At 65.4% G+C, this 16,708-nt stretch carries 13 protein-coding genes; 11 read left to right on the top strand and 2 right to left on the bottom strand.

Annotated features, from left to right (window positions below; all coding sequences use genetic code 11):
- Positions 1 to 54: 54 nt before the first annotated feature.
- The 10 genes from fliS (at position 55) to NRG74_RS02050 (ending at position 13,754) form a co-directional block, all read left to right on the top strand.
- Positions 55 to 435, top strand: coding sequence for a flagellar export chaperone FliS (fliS, locus tag NRG74_RS02005; protein WP_027601660.1), 381 nt, complete (start codon positions 55 to 57; stop codon positions 433 to 435).
- 14 nt (positions 436 to 449) lie between these two features.
- Positions 450 to 761, top strand: coding sequence for a flagellar protein FliT (locus tag NRG74_RS02010; RefSeq protein ID WP_257705615.1), 312 nt, complete (start codon positions 450 to 452; stop codon positions 759 to 761).
- Between the two features lie 164 nt (positions 762 to 925).
- Complete coding sequence (locus tag NRG74_RS02015) at positions 926 to 2,404, top strand: sigma-54 dependent transcriptional regulator (protein WP_257705616.1); 1,479 nt, start codon at positions 926 to 928, stop codon at positions 2,402 to 2,404.
- Positions 2,405 to 2,643: 239 nt separating this feature from the next.
- Positions 2,644 to 3,798, top strand: a complete 1,155-nt coding sequence (locus tag NRG74_RS02020; RefSeq protein ID WP_257705617.1) for a sensor histidine kinase — start codon at positions 2,644 to 2,646, stop codon at positions 3,796 to 3,798.
- Positions 3,795 to 5,177 carry a sigma-54-dependent transcriptional regulator gene (locus NRG74_RS02025; protein ID WP_257705618.1) on the top strand — a complete coding sequence of 461 codons (1,383 nt, stop codon included), beginning with the start codon at positions 3,795 to 3,797 and terminating at the stop codon, positions 5,175 to 5,177. The genes NRG74_RS02020 and NRG74_RS02025 overlap by 4 nt, the downstream gene beginning before the upstream one ends.
- Before the next feature lie 240 nt (positions 5,178 to 5,417).
- Complete coding sequence (gene tkt / locus NRG74_RS02030) at positions 5,418 to 7,502, top strand: transketolase (protein ID WP_257705619.1); 2,085 nt, start codon at positions 5,418 to 5,420, stop codon at positions 7,500 to 7,502.
- A complete protein-coding gene (locus tag NRG74_RS02035) occupies positions 7,499 to 10,318 on the top strand; it encodes a bifunctional transaldolase/phosoglucose isomerase (protein WP_257705620.1) in 2,820 nt (939 codons plus the stop codon). The genes tkt and NRG74_RS02035 overlap by 4 nt, the downstream gene beginning before the upstream one ends.
- An 18-nt stretch (positions 10,319 to 10,336) precedes the next feature.
- Positions 10,337 to 11,314 (top strand): phosphogluconate dehydrogenase (NAD(+)-dependent, decarboxylating), encoded by a 978-nt coding sequence (gene gnd, locus NRG74_RS02040; protein WP_257705621.1) that lies wholly within the window; start codon positions 10,337 to 10,339, stop codon positions 11,312 to 11,314.
- Between the two features lie 83 nt (positions 11,315 to 11,397).
- Positions 11,398 to 12,954: a glucose-6-phosphate dehydrogenase gene (gene zwf, locus NRG74_RS02045; RefSeq protein WP_257705622.1), complete on the top strand. Its 1,557-nt coding sequence runs from the start codon at positions 11,398 to 11,400 to the stop codon at positions 12,952 to 12,954.
- Positions 12,936 to 13,754 (top strand): HAD family hydrolase, encoded by an 819-nt coding sequence (locus NRG74_RS02050; protein WP_257705623.1) that lies wholly within the window; start codon positions 12,936 to 12,938, stop codon positions 13,752 to 13,754. Before zwf ends, NRG74_RS02050 begins: the two co-directional genes overlap by 19 nt.
- A 213-nt stretch (positions 13,755 to 13,967) precedes the next feature.
- Here the strand turns inward: NRG74_RS02050 and NRG74_RS02055 are convergent, their stop codons facing one another.
- Entirely contained in the window at positions 13,968 to 14,870 is a 903-nt protein-coding gene (locus NRG74_RS02055; protein ID WP_257705624.1) for a LysR family transcriptional regulator, read from the bottom strand.
- 162 nt (positions 14,871 to 15,032) lie between these two features.
- Between NRG74_RS02055 and NRG74_RS02060 the strand changes: the two genes are divergently transcribed.
- Positions 15,033 to 15,761 carry an SDR family oxidoreductase gene (locus NRG74_RS02060; protein WP_257705625.1) on the top strand — a complete coding sequence of 243 codons (729 nt, stop codon included), beginning with the start codon at positions 15,033 to 15,035 and terminating at the stop codon, positions 15,759 to 15,761.
- Here NRG74_RS02060 and NRG74_RS02065 read toward each other — a convergent pair.
- Positions 15,758 to 16,678: a LysR family transcriptional regulator gene (locus NRG74_RS02065; protein WP_257705626.1), complete on the bottom strand. Its 921-nt coding sequence runs from the start codon at positions 16,676 to 16,678 to the stop codon at positions 15,758 to 15,760. The genes NRG74_RS02060 and NRG74_RS02065 overlap by 4 nt on opposite strands.
- Between the last annotated feature and the right edge of the window lie 30 nt (positions 16,679 to 16,708).

The raw sequence follows: 16,708 nt of genomic DNA on the forward strand, positions 1-16,708 counted from the left end.
GTTCTGCTTGTGACGACCGATAAAGAACTATCGGAAACACACAGAGGTTGTGACATGAACGCAATGACGGCCATGCGCCAATACCAGCAAGTCGGTTTGCAGGCGCAGGTGTTCGAAGCCAGTCCCCATCAGCTGATCCAGATGCTCATGCAGGGCGCCTTGGATCGTCTGGCCAAGGCTCAAGGTGCCCTTGAGCGGGGTTGGCTGCCGGAGAAGGGTGAGCTGATCGGCAAGACCGTATCTATCATCGCCGGCTTGAAGGACGTTCTGGATTTCGAGCAGGGTGGCGAGATCGCGACTAACCTGGATCGCCTGTACGACTACATGATCCGCCGGCTCAGCGAAGCCAACCGCAACAATGATCCTGTTATCCTGGAAGAAGTATCCGGCCTGATCCGCGAGATCAAATCCGGCTGGGATGCCATTGCCCCCTGATCTGGAGTCGACCGATGAACGTCGCCATGCAAAAGACCCCGGTGGAACGCGTCGAGCTCGTCTATGAGCAGATGGCCGCTGCGCTCAAGGCCGGAGACTGGACGCGGATCGCCGAGCTGGATCTGGATTGCCGCCTGTTCGTCGACGAAGCCATGTATGCCACGGGCGACGAGGCCGTAGCCCTGCGTGCCAGCCTCGAGCGCCTGCTGTCGCTCTATGCCTCCCTGCTGCAGAGCTGCAAGGCAGAGCGGGACGCCACCGCCCAGGAGCTGACCAGGCTCAACAAATCGAACCAGGCTGCTAAGGTCTATCAACTGTTCGGTTGACTGTCATCTGTTGGACGGTAATTCAAAGTTTGGATATTTCGCCGCCATAAAATTGACCCCGCATCACAATTTGTCTTAACTTGCGCAAGATGCCGACCAGTTGGCACTTGGATGCAGGCGACACCTGCGCGTAGCGAACCGACAAGCCGAATTGGGGCAGGGACATGTGGCGTGAAACCAAGATCCTTCTGATCGACGATGAAGCCGAGCGGCGCAAGGCGGTATCGGTCATTCTCGATTTTCTCGGCGAGGCTCATCTCGCCTGCACCAGTTCCGATTGGCAGTCCTCCCTCGAAGCGCTCGACAGCAGTCGGCAAGTCAGCTGCGTGCTGGTTGGGCGCGTCGAAAGTCGCGGCAACAGTGTCGAGCTGCTCAAGCAGATCGTCGCCTGGGACGAGATGGTCCCATTGCTGCTGCTCGGTGAATCGGCGCAATCGGAGTGGCCGGACGACGTTCGCCGTCGTGTGCTGGTCTCCCTTGAATATCCGCTGGCCTACAATAAGCTGCTGGACTCCCTGCACCGCGCCCAGGTCTATCGCGAGATGTATGACCAGGCCCGGGATCGCGGGCGTCAGCGCGAGCCCGAACTGTTCCGCAGCCTGGTAGGCACCAGCCGCGCCATTCAGGGTGTGCGCAAGATGATGCAGCAGGTGGCCGATACCGAGGCCACGGTGCTTATCCTCGGCGAGTCCGGCACCGGCAAGGAGGTGGTGGCGCGCAACCTGCACTTCCACTCCAAGCGCCGCGAGGCGCCCTTCGTGCCGGTCAACTGTGGTGCCATTCCGGCCGAGTTGCTGGAAAGCGAGCTGTTCGGCCACGAGAAGGGCGCCTTCACCGGCGCCATCACCAGCCGCGCCGGCCGCTTCGAGCTGGCCAACACCGGCACCCTGTTTCTCGATGAGATCGGCGACATGCCGCTGCCCATGCAGGTCAAGCTGCTACGGGTGCTGCAGGAGCGGACTTACGAGCGGGTAGGCAGCAACAAGACCCAGAGCGTGGACGTGCGCATCATCGCGGCGACCCACAAGAATCTGGAGCAGATGATCGCCGCGGGCACCTTCCGCGAAGACCTCTACTATCGCCTCAATGTCTTCCCCATCGACATGGCGCCCCTGCGCGAGCGGGGTGAAGACATCCCGCTGCTGATCAACGAACTGATCGCCCGGATGGAGCATGAGAAGCGCGGCTCCATCCGCTTCAACTCGGCGGCCATCATGTCGCTGTGCCGCCACGAGTGGCCGGGCAACGTCCGTGAGCTGGCTAACCTGGTGGAGCGCATGGCGATCATGCATCCCTATGGGGTCATCGGTGTGGCAGAGTTGCCGCTCAAGTTCCGCTATGTGGAAGACGAAGCCGATCCCATGGTGGAGTCGCTGCGCGAAGAACTTCAAGAGCGCGAGGCCATGGCCGGGATCGGCACCGTCGAGGTGTCGTCCTCGGCGTTGCTGCCCAGCGAAGGCCTGGATCTCAAGGACTACCTGGCCAATCTGGAAAAGAGTTTCATCCAGCAGGCGTTGGACGATGCCGGTGGCGTCGTGGCCCGTGCTGCCGAGCGGCTGCGCATCCGCCGGACCACCCTGGTCGAGAAGATGCGCAAGTACGGCATGGGTCGCCGCGACGACGAGTTCGACGAAGAGATCTAGCGGGCTCTTTGTAGGTTGGGCTGAGCGCAGCGAAGTCCAACGGTGCTCAACTCGGTCATGCGGTTGGGCTTCGACGACGAAGCCGCCTCCACCCAACCTACGGCTCGTTTCTCTCCGAATAGGCGTCACTACCAGGCGGCATGGGTCTTGCTCCAACCCGGACAATGTCAATTGTTCGTCGCGAGCCAAAGTCGATGCCTGCGCAAGCCCTTTCTTCCGCTGTCCCCAACGATGCTGCCATGGAGGCCTCCGCGTCGGCGCAGGCTCGTGAAGCCCTGGGGCAGATGTCGCGTCAGCTGAGCGAATCTTTCCAGTTGCTCGAAGCCCGGATGAATTCGCTGCAGGGTGAACTGGAGTGGGTGTCCGCCCAGCGCTTGCAGGAGTTGGCGGAAAAGGAACGCCTAGCCAGCCGGCTGCAGAATCTGCTCGACGTCTTGCCTGCTGGCATCGTGGTGCTGGACGGCGCCGGGCGCGTGCGTGATGCCAACCCCGTAGCGGAGGCCCTGCTCGGCGAGCCGCTGGCAGGCGAGTTGTGGCGCTCAGTCATCGCACGGGCCTTTGCGCCGCGCCATGACGACGGCCATGAAGTCTCCCTGCGCGACGGGCGCCGCCTGTCCATCGCCATCCGTTCCCTGGACGGGGAGCCGGGTCAACTGGTGCTGCTCAACGACCTCACCGAAACCCGCCATCTGCAGGGCGAGCTGGCGCGGCATGAACGGCTTTCGGCGCTGGGGCGGACCATGGCCTCGCTGGCTCATCAGATCCGTACGCCGCTGACCGCGGCGCTGCTCTATGCCAGCCACCTGGAGGAGGGCGGTCTGGCGCTGGCGCAACAGCAGCGTTTCGCCGGCCGCCTCAAGGAACGGCTGCACGAACTGGAAAACCAGGTCCGCGACATGCTGGTGTTCGCCCGCGGCGAATTGCCCTTGGCGGATCGACTGACGCCCAGCGCGCTGTTCAATGCCCTGCGCGAGGCCGCCATCCCTCATCTGGGCGACTGCCCCGTGCGTTGGCAACTCGACACCCAGGGCGGGCTGCTCGCCTGCAATCGCGACATGCTGGTAGGTGCTGCCTTGAACCTCATCCATAACGCCCTGCAGGCCATGGCCGGCGGCGGTCGCCCGGCGCGCCTCAAGATACATCTCCATCGCCGTGGCGGAGAATTGCGCCTGGCGATCAGCGACAGTGGCCCTGGCATCCCGCTGGCGGTCCAGCAACGGCTGGGCGAACCCTTTCTCAGCACCAAGACCACCGGCACCGGTCTCGGCCTGCCGGTCGCCCTGGCGATGGCCAAGGCCCATGGCGGGCGGCTGAACGTGCGCTCCCGGGTGGGGCGCGGCACGGTGGTGACCTTCATACTGCCGCTGCTGGCGAGCGAGGAGACCCCGGCATGACCCTGCCCATCCTGCTGGTGGAAGACGACCGTGCCCTGCGCGAAGCCCTGGCCGACACCCTGGAACTTGGCGGCTATCGCTATCGCGCCGTGGACAGCGGCGAGGCGGCCCTGCTGGCGCTGGCCGAGGAACCCTTCGGCCTGGTGATCAGCGACGTCAACATGCCGGGCATCGATGGGCATCAGTTGCTGGCCAGTATCCGGCTGCGCGATCCGGCGCTGCCGGTATTGCTGATGACCGCCTTCGGCAGCATCGAACGCGCCGTCGAGGCCATGCGTGGCGGGGCGGCAGACTACCTGGTCAAGCCCTTCGAGCCGCGGCTGCTGCTGGATACCCTGGCGCGCTGCTGCCCCCAGGGACGGCGCGTGCCCGGTGCTCGCCAGCCGGTGGCGGCCGATCCCCAGAGTCGACAACTGCTGGAGTTGGCCAGCCGGGTAGCCCAGAGCGAGGCCACGGTGCTGATCACCGGCGAATCTGGTACCGGCAAGGAAGTGTTGGCGCGCTTCATCCACGATCAATCGGCACGGGCGGAAGGCCCCTTCGTGGCGGTCAATTGCGCGGCCATTCCCGATCACCTGCTCGAAGCCATTCTCTTCGGTCACGAGAAGGGCGCCTTCACCGGGGCGATCGCCGCCCAGCCCGGCAAGTTCGAACTGGCCCAGGGCGGCACCCTGCTGCTGGACGAGATTTCCGAAATGCCCCTGGGCCTGCAAGCCAAGTTGCTGCGCGTCTTGCAGGAGCGCGAGGTGGAGCGGGTCGGGGCGCGCAAGCCGCTGGCTCTGGACATCCGCGTGGTGGCCACCAGCAATCGCAAGCTGGCGGAGGAGGTGGCCGCCGGGCGCTTTCGCGAAGACCTCTTCTATCGGCTGTCGGTCTTTCCGCTGGCCTGGCTACCGCTGCGCGAGCGGCCGGCCGACATCGTACCCCTGGCCGAACGGCTGCTGGCGGTCCAGGCCGCGCGGATGAATCGGCCGGTACCAACCCTGAGCGCTGGTGCGCGCCAGGCCCTGGCCGAGCACCCCTGGCCGGGCAATGTGCGCGAACTGGATAACGCCGTGCAGCGGGCGCTGATCCTGCAACCGGGCCAGCAGATCCAGGCCGAGGATTTCGGGCTGCATTGGTTGGCCACGGGTGTATTCCTGGTGCCTCGGGTGGCGCCCGTACCCGAGGCACCCCCTGACGAGGCCATGCGCCCGCTGGACGCCGATCTGCGCGACCGGGAATTCCAGGTGATTCTCGATACCCTCAGGGCCGAGCGCGGTCGGCGCAAGGAGACCGCTGAACGTCTGGGCATCAGTGCCCGCACCTTGAGGTACAAGCTGGCGCAGATGCGTGACGCCGGCCTGGACGTCGAGCAGTCGCTTGCCGCCGGACACTGAGCGCGCAAGTCGATAGCCGGCTATCTACCGCCATGGAACCAACCCTCCGGCGTGCTGTTCTAGAGAAAGGATCGCGACTGCGGCGTGGGGTCGCAGAGGATGCCTGCCCCCGCCGTCCCGGACCTCGTCCGGCCGCTTTGCTTTTTCTCTTAGGCGCTGCCTTTGTTGAGAACGGTTTCAGGGACCGTAGAGACCGTTTTCGCCGCGGGTGGCGTGTCTGCCAGCACGAGGACGCTTGCCATGGGTTCCACCGCACCTTCCAGCCCCAACGCCGACCAACTGACCATCAATACCATCCGTACCCTGTCTATGGACGCGGTACAGAAGGCCAACTCCGGCCACCCCGGTACGCCGATGGCCCTGGCCCCGGTCGGCCACACGCTGTGGAGCCGCTTCCTCCGCTATCACCCCGAGCATCCGGACTGGCCCAACCGAGACCGCTTCGTGCTGTCGGTCGGCCATGCCTCCATGCTGCTCTATTCGCTGCTGCACCTGGCCGGGGTCAAGGAAATCGACGAGCACGGCACCGCCACCGGCAAGGAGGCGGTCAGCCTCGACGACATCAAACAATTCCGCCAGCTGGATTCCAAGACGCCAGGCCATCCCGAGTACCGCATGACTACCGGGATCGAGACCACCACCGGGCCCCTGGGTCAGGGCTGTGGCAACAGCGTCGGCATGGCGCTGGCGCAGAAGTGGCTGGCCGCGCGGTTCAACCAGCCGGGCGTGACGCTGTTCGACTATGACGTCTACGTCCTCTGCGGCGACGGCGACATGATGGAAGGCGTCACCGGCGAGGCGGCCTCCATGGCCGGCCACCTGGGCCTGGATAACCTCTGCTGGATCTACGACAACAATACCATCAGCATCGAAGGCCACACCGAACTGGCCTTCAGCGAAGACGTGGCCGAACGCTTCCGCGGCTATGGCTGGCACACCCTGCACGTCAAGGATGCCAACGACGCCGAAGCCCTGGCCGCCGCCCTGCATCGCTTCAAGGGCAATACCGGCAAACCGACCCTGATCGTGGTCGACAGCCTCATCGGCTACGGCGCGCCCAACAAGCAGAACACCGCGGCGGCCCACGGCGAGCCCCTGGGCGCGGACGAGATCAAGCTGGCCAAGAAGGCCTATGGCTGGCCGGAGGACGCCGACTTCCTGGTGCCCGACGAAGCCCGTCACCACCTGCGCGACGCCCTGCTGGAACGTGCCAGCGGTCTTTACGAAGACTGGAACCGTGCCTTCGATCGCCTGCGTCAGGACGATCCGACCCGCGCCGATGAACTCCAGCGCATGCGCGCCGGTGAGATGCCGGAAGGGTGGGACGCCAAGCTGCCCAGCTTCGATACCGATGCCAAGGGTGTGGCGTCCCGCGAGTCCGGTGGCAAGGCGCTCAATGCCTTTGCCCAGAACATTCCCTGGTTGGTGGGCGGGGCGGCGGATCTGGCGCCGTCCACCAAGACCAATCTCAAGTTCGATGGCGCGGGCAGCTTCTCCGCCCGTGAGCCGTCGGGGCGCAACATGCACTTCGGCATCCGCGAGCACGCCATGGGCTCCATCGCCAACGGCATGGCGCTCTGCTACCTGCGCAGCTTCACTGCCACCTTCCTGGTGTTCAGCGACTACATGAAGCCGCCGATCCGCCTGGCGTCCATCATGGAATTGCCGGTGGTATTCGTCTTCACCCACGACTCCATCGGCGTCGGCGAAGATGGCCCGACCCACCAGCCCATCGAGCACCTGGCGCAGCTGCGCGCCACCCCGGGTCTGCTGACCCTGCGTCCGGGCGATGCCAATGAAACGGTGCAAGCCTGGAAGATCGCGCTGCAGCAGACCAATCGACCCTCCTGCATGGTGCTGTCGCGGCAACCGCTGCCGACCCTGGATCGCGCCAAGTACGCCAGCGCCGAGGGCGTCGCCCAGGGTGCCTATGTGGTGGCCGATGCCGAAGGCGGCAAGCCCCAGGTGATCCTCATGGCCACCGGCAGCGAACTGGGCCTGGCGATGCAGGCCTATGAGCAGCTCCAGGGCGAAGGGGTGAAGGCACGAGTCGTCTCCATGCCCTGCTGGGAGCTGTTCGAGGAGCAGGACGAGGCCTACAAGCAGTCGGTGCTGCCGGACGAGGTCCTGGGCCGCGTTGCCATCGAGCAGGCCGGTCCCCTGGGTTGGGAGCGCTACATCGGTCGCAAGGGTGCCTCGGTGACCATGAGCACCTTCGGTGCCTCCGCGCCCATCGGCAAGCTGCAGGCGAAATACGGCTACACCGTGGAAAACGTGGTCAAGCTGGCCAAGGAACAGGCGCAACGCAAAGGGAGCGCCACATGAGCAATCCACTCAAACAGCTGACGGAGCAGGGCCAGGCGGTCTGGCTCGACTTCGTCAGCCGCGAGTTCCTCGCCAAGGGTGAGCTGCAGAAGCTGATCGAGCGTGACGGCCTGACGGGCGTCACCTCCAACCCCTCGATCTTCGAGAAAGCCATGGGCCACGGCAGCGACTACGATGCAAGCCTCGAGGCATTCCTGGAACGTGCCGATGCCGAGCCGGTGGATGTCTACGAGCATCTGGCCATCGAGGACATCCAGCAGGCGGCCGACATCCTGCGGCCGGTCTATGACCGGCTCGAAGGGCGCGATGGTTATGTGAGCCTGGAAGTTTCGCCCTACCTGGCGCTGGATACCCGTGCCACCCTGGAGGAGGCGCAGCGCCTCTGGCAGGCCGTGGATCGGCCCAACCTCATGGTCAAGGTGCCCGGTACGCCCGAAGGGGCGGTGACCATCCGCAAATTGGTCGAGGAGGGGATCAACGTCAACGTGACCCTGCTGTTCGATCGCAACGCCTATATGGCCGTGGCGGAGGCCTATATCGCGGGCCTGGAAGCCCGGCTGCACCAGGGCAAGGACATCAGTCGGCTCGCCAGCGTTGCCAGCTTCTTCATCAGCCGGGTCGACGGTGTACTGGACAAACTGATCGACGAGCGCAAGGGCGAGGAGGCCGAACTGGGCGAGTTGCGTGGCAAGGTCGCCATCGCCAATGCCAAGCTGGCCTACCAGGACTACCAGCGGCTGATCCAGTCGCCACGCTGGAAGGTGCTGGAAGCCAGGGGCGCCCATCCGCAGCGACTGCTGTGGGCTTCCACCGGCTCCAAGGATCCGGCCTATCCCGATACCCTCTATGTTGACCAACTGATCGGTCCGGATACCGTCAACACCATGCCGCCCAAAACCATGGACGCCTTCCGCGACCATGGCACGGCAGCTCCTATGCTGAGCACCGATATCGAAGCCGCGCAGCGAGTGGTGGACGCGACTGCCCGTTTCGGGCTGGATCTCGATGGCGTGGCCAAGCGGCTGGTCAAGGACGGCGCCCGGCAATTCGAGGACGCCGCCGATGCCCTGTTGGGCGCGGTCGGCCAGAAGCGCCTCGATTTTCTCGGCGAGCGCCTGAATGCGGCGGACTATCGGCTGCCGCAGGAACTGAATGAAGCCGTCGAGGCCCGCCTCGACGAGGCACGACGTGAAGGCTGGTCGCGCCGGCTGTGGCAGGGCGATGCCTCGCTCTGGACCGGTCGCGACGAAGACCAGTGGGTCGGCTGGCTAGCCGCCGCCCAGGGGCGTCAAGCCGATCCCGTGTCCCTGAAGGCCTTGGCCGACGCCGTGCGCAAGGAAGGCCTGGATACCGTGGTGCTACTGGGCATGGGTGGTTCGAGCCTGGGCCCGGAAGTGCTGGCCAATACCCTGGGTACCGCTACGGGCGGACTCACCCTCAAGGTGCTGGATTCTACCGATCCGGCGCAGATCACCGCGCTGGAAGAGCAGTTGGACCTGCGCAAGACGCTGTTCCTTGTATCGAGCAAATCCGGCTCGACCCTGGAGCCGGAAATCCTGCGTGCCTATTTTCACCAGGCTGTCGAGCGCACGCTGGGCGCGGGTGAGGTGCAACAGCGCTTCGTCGCCATTACCGATCCCGGCTCCAAACTCGAAGCCAGCGCCACGGCCGAAGGCTACCGGGCCATTTTCCAGGGCGATCCCCACATCGGTGGGCGCTATTCGGTGCTGTCGGTGTTCGGCATGGTGCCTCTGGCGCTGCTCGGGCACTCGGTGGCCGATTTCTTCCAGGTGACCCAGCCCATGGTGCTGGCCTGCGGTCCCAGTGCGCCGCCTGCCATCAACCCCGGTATCCGTCTTGGCGTGGTCCTGGGCGAGGCGGTGCGTGCCGGACGTGACAAGGTCACCCTGATCGCCTCGCCGGGTGTCGCCAGTCTGGGTGCCTGGCTGGAGCAGTTGCTGGCCGAAAGCACCGGCAAACAGGGCAAGGGCATCATCCCGGTGGACCTGGAGCCCCTCGGAGAGCCAGGCGTTTACGGTAGGGACCGGCTGTTCGTCAGCCTGGTGCTGGCCGGGGAAGAAGACGCCGAGCGCGACAGTCGCCTGCAGGCCCTGGCCGCCGCGGGGCATCCGGTAGTGGACATCCGTCTGGCCCGTGCCGAGCTGATCGGTCAGGAATTCTTCCGTTGGGAGGTGGCTACCGAAGTAGCGGGTGCCGTCATCGGTATCAATCCCTTCGATCAGCCCGACGTGGAAGCCAGCAAGATCAAGACCCGTGCGCTAACCGATGGCTATGAGCGCGACGGTCGTCTGGCCGGTGATGAGCCGCTGCTGGAGGAGGGCGCCCTGACCCTGTTCGGCGATGCCGACCTGCAGGGGCAGGACACCGCCCGCGCGGCGATCAAGGCGCACCTAGCACGTCTGCAGCCTGGTGACTACCTGGCGGTGCTGGCCTATCTGGAGCGCAATGCCGTGCACGAGGAGGCCTTGAGCGCCATGCGTGATAGCATTCGCGACAGCAAGCGCGTAGCGACCGTCGGCGGCTTCGGCCCCCGCTTTTTGCACTCCACGGGGCAGGCCTACAAGGGCGGTCCCAACTCGGGTGTGTTCATCCAGATTACCGCCGATGCCCAGAACGACCTGGAGATTCCGGGGCGGGGTCTGAGCTTTGGCGTCGTCGAGGCCGCCCAGGCCAAGGGCGACCTTGAGGTACTGGCCGAACGGGGACGGCGCTACCTGCGCGTGCATATCAAGGGCGGCGACATCGACGCCGGTCTGCAACAAATAGTCGAACTGGTCGAGGCGGCGGTCGCCTGACCTCAAGGAGTCATCAGCATGCAATTGGGAATCATCGGACTGGGCCGCATGGGCGGCAACATCGCACGGCGTTTGATGAAGCATGGGCATGAAGTCGCGGTCTATGACCGCAGTGCCGAAACCGTGGCCGGCCTTGGCCAGGAAGGCGCCATCACCGCCGATAGCCTGGATGGCGTCATCGCCGCCCTGGCACAGCCGCGGGCTGTCTGGGTCATGCTGCCGGCCGGCGCGCCGACCGAGCAGACCATCGCCGAGTTGGCCGACCGCCTGGCTCCCGGTGACGTCATCATCGATGGTGGCAACACCTACTACAAGGATGATATCCGTCGCGCCAAGGCCCTGGCCGAGAAGGGCATCGACTACGTCGACGTCGGCACTTCCGGCGGCGTCTGGGGCCTGGAGCGCGGCTACTGCATGATGATCGGCGGCAAGTCCGAAGCCGTCGAGCGCCTGGAGCCCATCTTCGAAGCCCTGGCCCCTGGCTATGGCAGCATCGAGCGTACCCGTGGCCGCAACGCCCCGGACGAGCGGGCCGAGCGCGGCTTCATCTTCACCGGTCCGGCCGGTTCGGGTCACTTCGTCAAGATGGTGCACAACGGCATCGAATACGGCCTGATGCAGGCCTACGCCGAGGGCTTCGACATCCTCAAGATGAAGAACAGCAGCAAGCTGCCGGAAGACGAGCGCTTCGACCTGGACCTGGCCGACATCGCCGAGGTCTGGCGTCGTGGCAGCGTGGTGTCCTCCTGGCTGCTGGACCTGACCGCCCAGGCCCTGGCCGGTGACGTCGAACTGGAGAAATTCTCCGGCTCGGTGGCTGACAGCGGTGAAGGCCGCTGGACCATCGAAGCGGCCATCGAGGAAGCGGTACCGGTCAACGTGCTGTCCGCCGCCCTCTATGCACGCTTCCGCTCCCGCCAGCAAGCCACCTACGCTGACAAGCTGCTGTCGGCCATGAGATTCGGCTTCGGCGGCCACGTCGAAATCCCGCAGTAAAACCCTGGCCGTTCCCCTGTGGAGCGGCCACGGGCCGCGTCCCGGGGGACGGCACCAGCCGCCCTCGTGGATAAGGCCCTGTCATGACCGATTCTCCTGCTGTGACCCCCAGCACCGCCGCCCAGGCGCGGCGCTCCTGCACCAAGGCGCCCACCGCGCCGCCAGCCACGCTCTTTCTGTTCGGCGCCAATGGCGACCTGGTCAAGCGACTGCTGATTCCCTCACTGTACAACCTCCTGCGTGACGGTCTGCTCGACGACCGCACCCAGATCATCGGTGTCGACCACAATCCCAACACCGACGAAGGTTTTGCCGACCGGCTGGAGGCCTTCATCCGTGACCAGGCCGAAGCCAAGGGCAAGTCCCGGGACGAGGCGCTGGATGCCGATCTCTGGGGCCAGCTGCGCGGACGTATCCGCTATCTGCAGGGCGATTTCCTCGAAGACGCCACCTATCAGGCAGTGGGTGAGCGTATCGCCCAGGCCGATACCGACAACGCCGTCTTCTACCTGGCCACCGCCGCGCGCTTCTTTGGCGATGTGGCCGAGCGCCTGGGCAAGGCCGGGCTGCTGGAAGAACGCGAAGACGCCTACCGCCGACTGGTGGTGGAAAAGCCCTTTGGCGCCGACTTGGCCAGCGCCCAGGCGCTCAACCAGCGCCTGCTGGCGAACATGGAAGAAAAGCAGATCTATCGGATCGACCACTACCTGGGCAAGGAGACGGTGCAGAACATCCTGGTCAGCCGTTTCTCCAACGCCCTGTTCGAATCGTTCTGGAACAACCACTACATCGACCATGTGCAGATCACCGCAGCGGAAACCGTGGGCGTGGAGTCGCGTGGCGATTTCTACGAGAAGACCGGCACCCTGAGGGACATGGTGCCCAATCATCTGTTCCAGCTGCTGGCCATGGTCGCCATGGAGCCGCCGGCGTCCTTCAACGCCACCTCGGTGCGCGATGAGAAGGCCAAGGTGGTGGGTGCCATCCGGCCCCAGACCACCGAAGAGGCCCTGGTCAATTCGGTGCGCGGTCAGTACGCCGTCGGGACCATGAATGACAAGCCGGTGAAAGGCTATCGCGAGGAAGAGCGGGTCGATCCGCAAAGCCAGACCGAGACCTATGTGGCGCTCAAGCTGTTCGTCGATAACTGGCGTTGGGCCGGGGTGCCCTTCTACCTACGTACCGGCAAACGCCTGACCGCGCGCGACACCGAGATCGCCATCTGCTTCAAGCACGCGCCCTATGCGCAATTCCGCGATACCAAGATCGACCGGATGAAGCCCAACTACCTGATCATCCAGATCCAGCCCGACGAAGGCATGTGGTTCGATTTCCATGCCAAGCGCCCGGGGCCCCTGGTGGAGCTGGAAAACATCCGCATGGGCTTCGCCTATACCGACTTCTTCGAGATGCAGCCGTCCACGGGCTACGAAACCCTGATCTACGATTCCCTGATCGGTGACCAGACGCTGTTCCAGCGCGCCGACAACATCGAGAACGGTTGGCGCGCCGTGCAGCCGTTCCTCGACGCCTGGCAGCAGGACGGTGAGGTAGAAAGCTATGCCGCGGGCAGCGCCGGTCCCGCCGGTGCCGACGAACTTCTGCAAAAGGACGGCCGCTCATGGCATCCCCTGACCTGATCCCCATCGACCTGCTGGTGTCGGATATCGATGGCACCCTGGTGCGTGACGACAAGAGCCTGAGCGAGGCGGTGATCGCTGCTGTCAAGCGGCTCCAGGCGTCTGGTAAAGCCATCACCCTGGTCAGCAGCCGCCCCCCGCGGGCGCTGCTGCCGCTGGTGCGGCAGCTGGGCATCGACCAGGCGGTGGCCGGGTTCAATGGCGGCAATCTAGTGGAAGCGGATGGCACCCTGATCCGCGCCCATCGGTTGGCGGAGCAGGTCACCCGCGAGGTGCTGGAGCGCCTTGAGCGCGAGGCCTTCGAAGTCTGGCTGTTCGCCGACGACCTCTGGCTGACCCGCGACGGGGAGGGGTCCTACGTCCCCCGCGAGACCCGGGCACTGGGCTATGGACCGACCGTGGTGGACTCCTTCGAACCCTATCTGGATCGCGTCGACAAGATCGTCGCCGCTGGCAGCGATCACGCCGGCCTGGAAGCCCTGGAGGACGAGCTGGGTGAGCGGTTGGGGGAGGGCGCCACGGTGCTGCGCTCCCAGCTCTATTACCTGGACATCACCCACCCCAAGGCCAACAAGGGCGATGCCCTCATCGAGCTGGCCCAGGCCGCGGGCGTGCCCGTGGCGCGCACGGCGGCCATCGGCGATGGCAGCAACGACGTGCCCATGTTCCGCCAGGCGGGCCTGGCCATCGCCATGGGCCAGGCCGGCGCAGGAGTGCGGGAAGCGGCCGACCGGGTCACCGCCAGCAATCAGGAAGACGGTCTGGCCCAGGCCATCGATCGGTGGATCCTGGGGAGCTGATGGCTGGTTAGTGATGTTGGACTTCGCTGCGCTCAACCCAACCTACAGGACTACCGACACGTAGGTTGGGTTGAGCGCAGCGAAGCCCAACAAGGCTCACCTTCGACCATGTAGAAAAAGGCTGCGCCATTTACCTCCCTGCGACAGGGCCCGCCTGTGCGCCCTCCCTCTCCCCTTGGGAGAGAGCCGGGGTGAGGGCCGCCCCAACCCGCGCTAACCCTCCTTCTCCTCCCGATACCCCCGCACATGCTCCACCAGCGCCCGCAGCTTGGGCGCCAGGTTGTGGCGATTCGGATAGTAGAGATAGAAGCCGGGAAAGGGCGGCAGGTAATCTTCCAGCACCCGCTCCAGTTCGCCACGGTCCAGATAGGGCCTGAAGGTGTCCTCCATGCCAAAGGTGATGCCGCCGCCGGCCAGGGCGGTGCGTACCATCAGCAGCATGTCGTTGGTGGTGATCCGGGGTGCAACCGCCACATCGAAGGCGCGACCGTTCTCGCTGAATTCCCAGCGCCAGGGCGCCACCTCCGGTGCCGGGCGCCAGCCGATGCAGCGGTGGTCCGCCAGGTCACGCGGATGCCGAGGTCGGCCATGACGGGCGAAATAGCCTGGGGTCGCCACCGCCACTTCGCGCTGCGGTCCGGTCACTGGAATGGCGATCATGTCCTGCTCGATCACCTCGCCTAGCCGTACTCCGGCATCGAAACCACGGGCGACGATATCGAATTCCTCGTCGGTAACGGTGATGTCCAGGGTCACCTCCGGATAGGCCTCGACGAAGCCGGCCAGCAGCGGGCCATCGAGAAAGCGCTCGGCGATGGAGGTGACCGCGACCCGCAACAGGCCCCGCGGTGGTCCGGCGTGGCTAGCGTCTTCCAGGGCGCCCAGCAGACCGGCCAGGGGGCCTGCGACCTGCCGTTGCAAGCGTTCACCGGCCTCGGTCAGGCGCACGCTACGGGTGGTGCGCTGCACCAGCGAACTGCCCAGTTCGTCTTCCAGACGGCGGATGGCCTGGCTGACCGCGGAGCGACTGACGCCCAGGCGATCAGCCGCCACCCGAAAATTCTCGGCCGTGGCCACCACGACGAAGACCTTGAGCAGATTCAGATCGGTATGCATTGGTGAGTCTGGCTAACCATGGCAGTCAGGAGCAGGGGAATTATCACGACAATGAGCCTTCGCTAAGGTGGTGGCAAGCCTGGAAGGGCGTAGTGCTGGAAGGGCACGCAGCTGACCAGTAGGTCGTCCAGGCAATCCACCCCCATTCGAGAGGAACACCTCATGACTATCGACAAGGTCGTACTCATCACCGGCGCCTCCAGTGGCATAGGCGCGGGCATCGCGCGTGAACTGGGCGCGGCCGGCTGCAAGCTGCTGCTTGGCGCTCGCCGTATCGACAGGTTGGAGGCCCTGGCAGCCGAGATCAACGCCGCGGGTGGCGAAGCCGCCTGCCGCCGGCTGGATGTCACCGACAGCGCCGACGTGGCCGCCTTCGCCGAGGCGGCTCGCGAGCGCTGGGGCCGGGTGGACGTCATCGTCAACAACGCCGGGATCATGCCGCTGTCGCCCCTGGCCTCGCTCAAGACCGAAGAATGGATGCAGATGGTCGACGTCAACATCAAGGGCGTGCTCAACGGCATCGCCGCGGTGCTGCCGGAATTCACCGCGCGCGGCGCTGGCCATGTCATCAACCTGGGCTCCATCGGCGCCCTGTCGGTGGTGCCCACGGCGGCGGTCTATTGCGCCACCAAGCACGCGGTACGGGCGATCTCCGAAGGACTACGGCAGGAGCGTGACGATCTGCGGGTCACCTGCATCCATCCAGGCGTGGTGGAAAGCGAGCTGGCCTCGACCATTACCGATGCGGCGGCGCGAGCGATGATGGACGGCTACCGCGCCATCGCTCTGCAACCCGACGCCATCGGCCGGGCCGTGCGCTACGCCATCGAGCAGCCGGACGACGTGGACGTCAACGAGATCGTCGTCCGCCCGACCCGCAGCGCCAACTAGACCGTTTCGGCCAGGGCTTCGAGAAAGCGCTCCAGCACCAGATTCGGCCGCCGACCCTTGCGGGTGACGGCGGCCAGGGTGGTGTCGAAGTGGAAGCGTTCGGGATCGAGGGCGCGCAACTGGCCCTGGGCCACCCAGGGCTGGGCGACGTGGTCGGGCAGGTAGCCGATGTAGCAGCCGGTGAGGATGAGAAAGGCCACGCCTTCGCGATCCGAGGCCCGCGCCGTGCAATTCAGCGCGGCATGGCGCTCGTGGCCGTCCTGGTTGAGCAGATGGTTGGGGCCTACCGCATCCTGGGCGGCCAGGGTGCTCGCGTCCAGCGCCGCGTCGGCCACCGCGAACAGCGGATGACTGCGGCTGCAATAGAGCAGCGCGCGCTCTTCGTAGAGCGGCAGGTAGTCGAGACCGGCCAGGGCATTGATCAGCGGCAGCACGCCCAGGTGCAGGTGGCCGTCGAGCACGCCGGTCTCGATCTCGCCGGGCAGGGTCATGCCGATGTTGACCACCACCCCCGGCGCAGCACGCTTGAGCGCCGCCAGGGCATGGGTGATGCGCATGTGCGGCTGGGTCACCAGATTGTTGATGATGCCCAGGTTCAGCTCGCCACGCAGGTGCTGGTGCAGCTGGTTGACCTCGCTGCGAAAGCCTTCCAGGGCGGCGAACAGCGACTGGCTGGCCTTGAGCACCTCGCGGCCTTCGTCGGTCAGCGAGAAACCGGCACGACCGCGCTGGCAGAGGCGCATGCCCAGGCGCTTTTCCAGGTCGTTCATGTGCAGGCTGATGGCCGAGCGGGTGATGCCCAGGCGACCTTCGGCGGCGGTGAAGCTGCCGCATTCCACCACCGTCTTGAACAGCCGCAGCAGGCGGATCTCGAAATCGCCGACCTGGGCGAGCAGGGCCTTGCGCGTCGTCTTCATGGCTGCCACCGCAAATGCGGGACAGCATAA

The organism is Pseudomonas oryzihabitans, from assembly GCF_024652905.1.
Lineage (GTDB): Bacteria > Pseudomonadota > Gammaproteobacteria > Pseudomonadales > Pseudomonadaceae > Chryseomonas > Chryseomonas benzopyrenica.

Coding starts and splice junctions, on each gene's coding strand:
- fliS (WP_027601660.1), top strand. CDS start 55: ATGAACGCAATGACGGCCATGCGCCAATACCAGCAAGTCGGTTTGCAG.
- NRG74_RS02025 (WP_257705618.1), top strand. CDS start 3,795: ATGACCCTGCCCATCCTGCTGGTGGAAGACGACCGTGCCCTGCGCGAA.
- gnd (WP_257705621.1), top strand. CDS start 10,337: ATGCAATTGGGAATCATCGGACTGGGCCGCATGGGCGGCAACATCGCA.
- NRG74_RS02065 (WP_257705626.1), bottom strand. CDS start 16,678: ATGAAGACGACGCGCAAGGCCCTGCTCGCCCAGGTCGGCGATTTCGAG.
- NRG74_RS02010 (WP_257705615.1), top strand. CDS start 450: ATGAACGTCGCCATGCAAAAGACCCCGGTGGAACGCGTCGAGCTCGTC.
- zwf (WP_257705622.1), top strand. CDS start 11,398: ATGACCGATTCTCCTGCTGTGACCCCCAGCACCGCCGCCCAGGCGCGG.
- NRG74_RS02060 (WP_257705625.1), top strand. CDS start 15,033: ATGACTATCGACAAGGTCGTACTCATCACCGGCGCCTCCAGTGGCATA.
- NRG74_RS02035 (WP_257705620.1), top strand. CDS start 7,499: ATGAGCAATCCACTCAAACAGCTGACGGAGCAGGGCCAGGCGGTCTGG.
- NRG74_RS02015 (WP_257705616.1), top strand. CDS start 926: ATGTGGCGTGAAACCAAGATCCTTCTGATCGACGATGAAGCCGAGCGG.
- NRG74_RS02055 (WP_257705624.1), bottom strand. CDS start 14,870: ATGCATACCGATCTGAATCTGCTCAAGGTCTTCGTCGTGGTGGCCACG.
- NRG74_RS02020 (WP_257705617.1), top strand. CDS start 2,644: ATGGAGGCCTCCGCGTCGGCGCAGGCTCGTGAAGCCCTGGGGCAGATG.
- tkt (WP_257705619.1), top strand. CDS start 5,418: ATGGGTTCCACCGCACCTTCCAGCCCCAACGCCGACCAACTGACCATC.
- NRG74_RS02050 (WP_257705623.1), top strand. CDS start 12,936: ATGGCATCCCCTGACCTGATCCCCATCGACCTGCTGGTGTCGGATATC.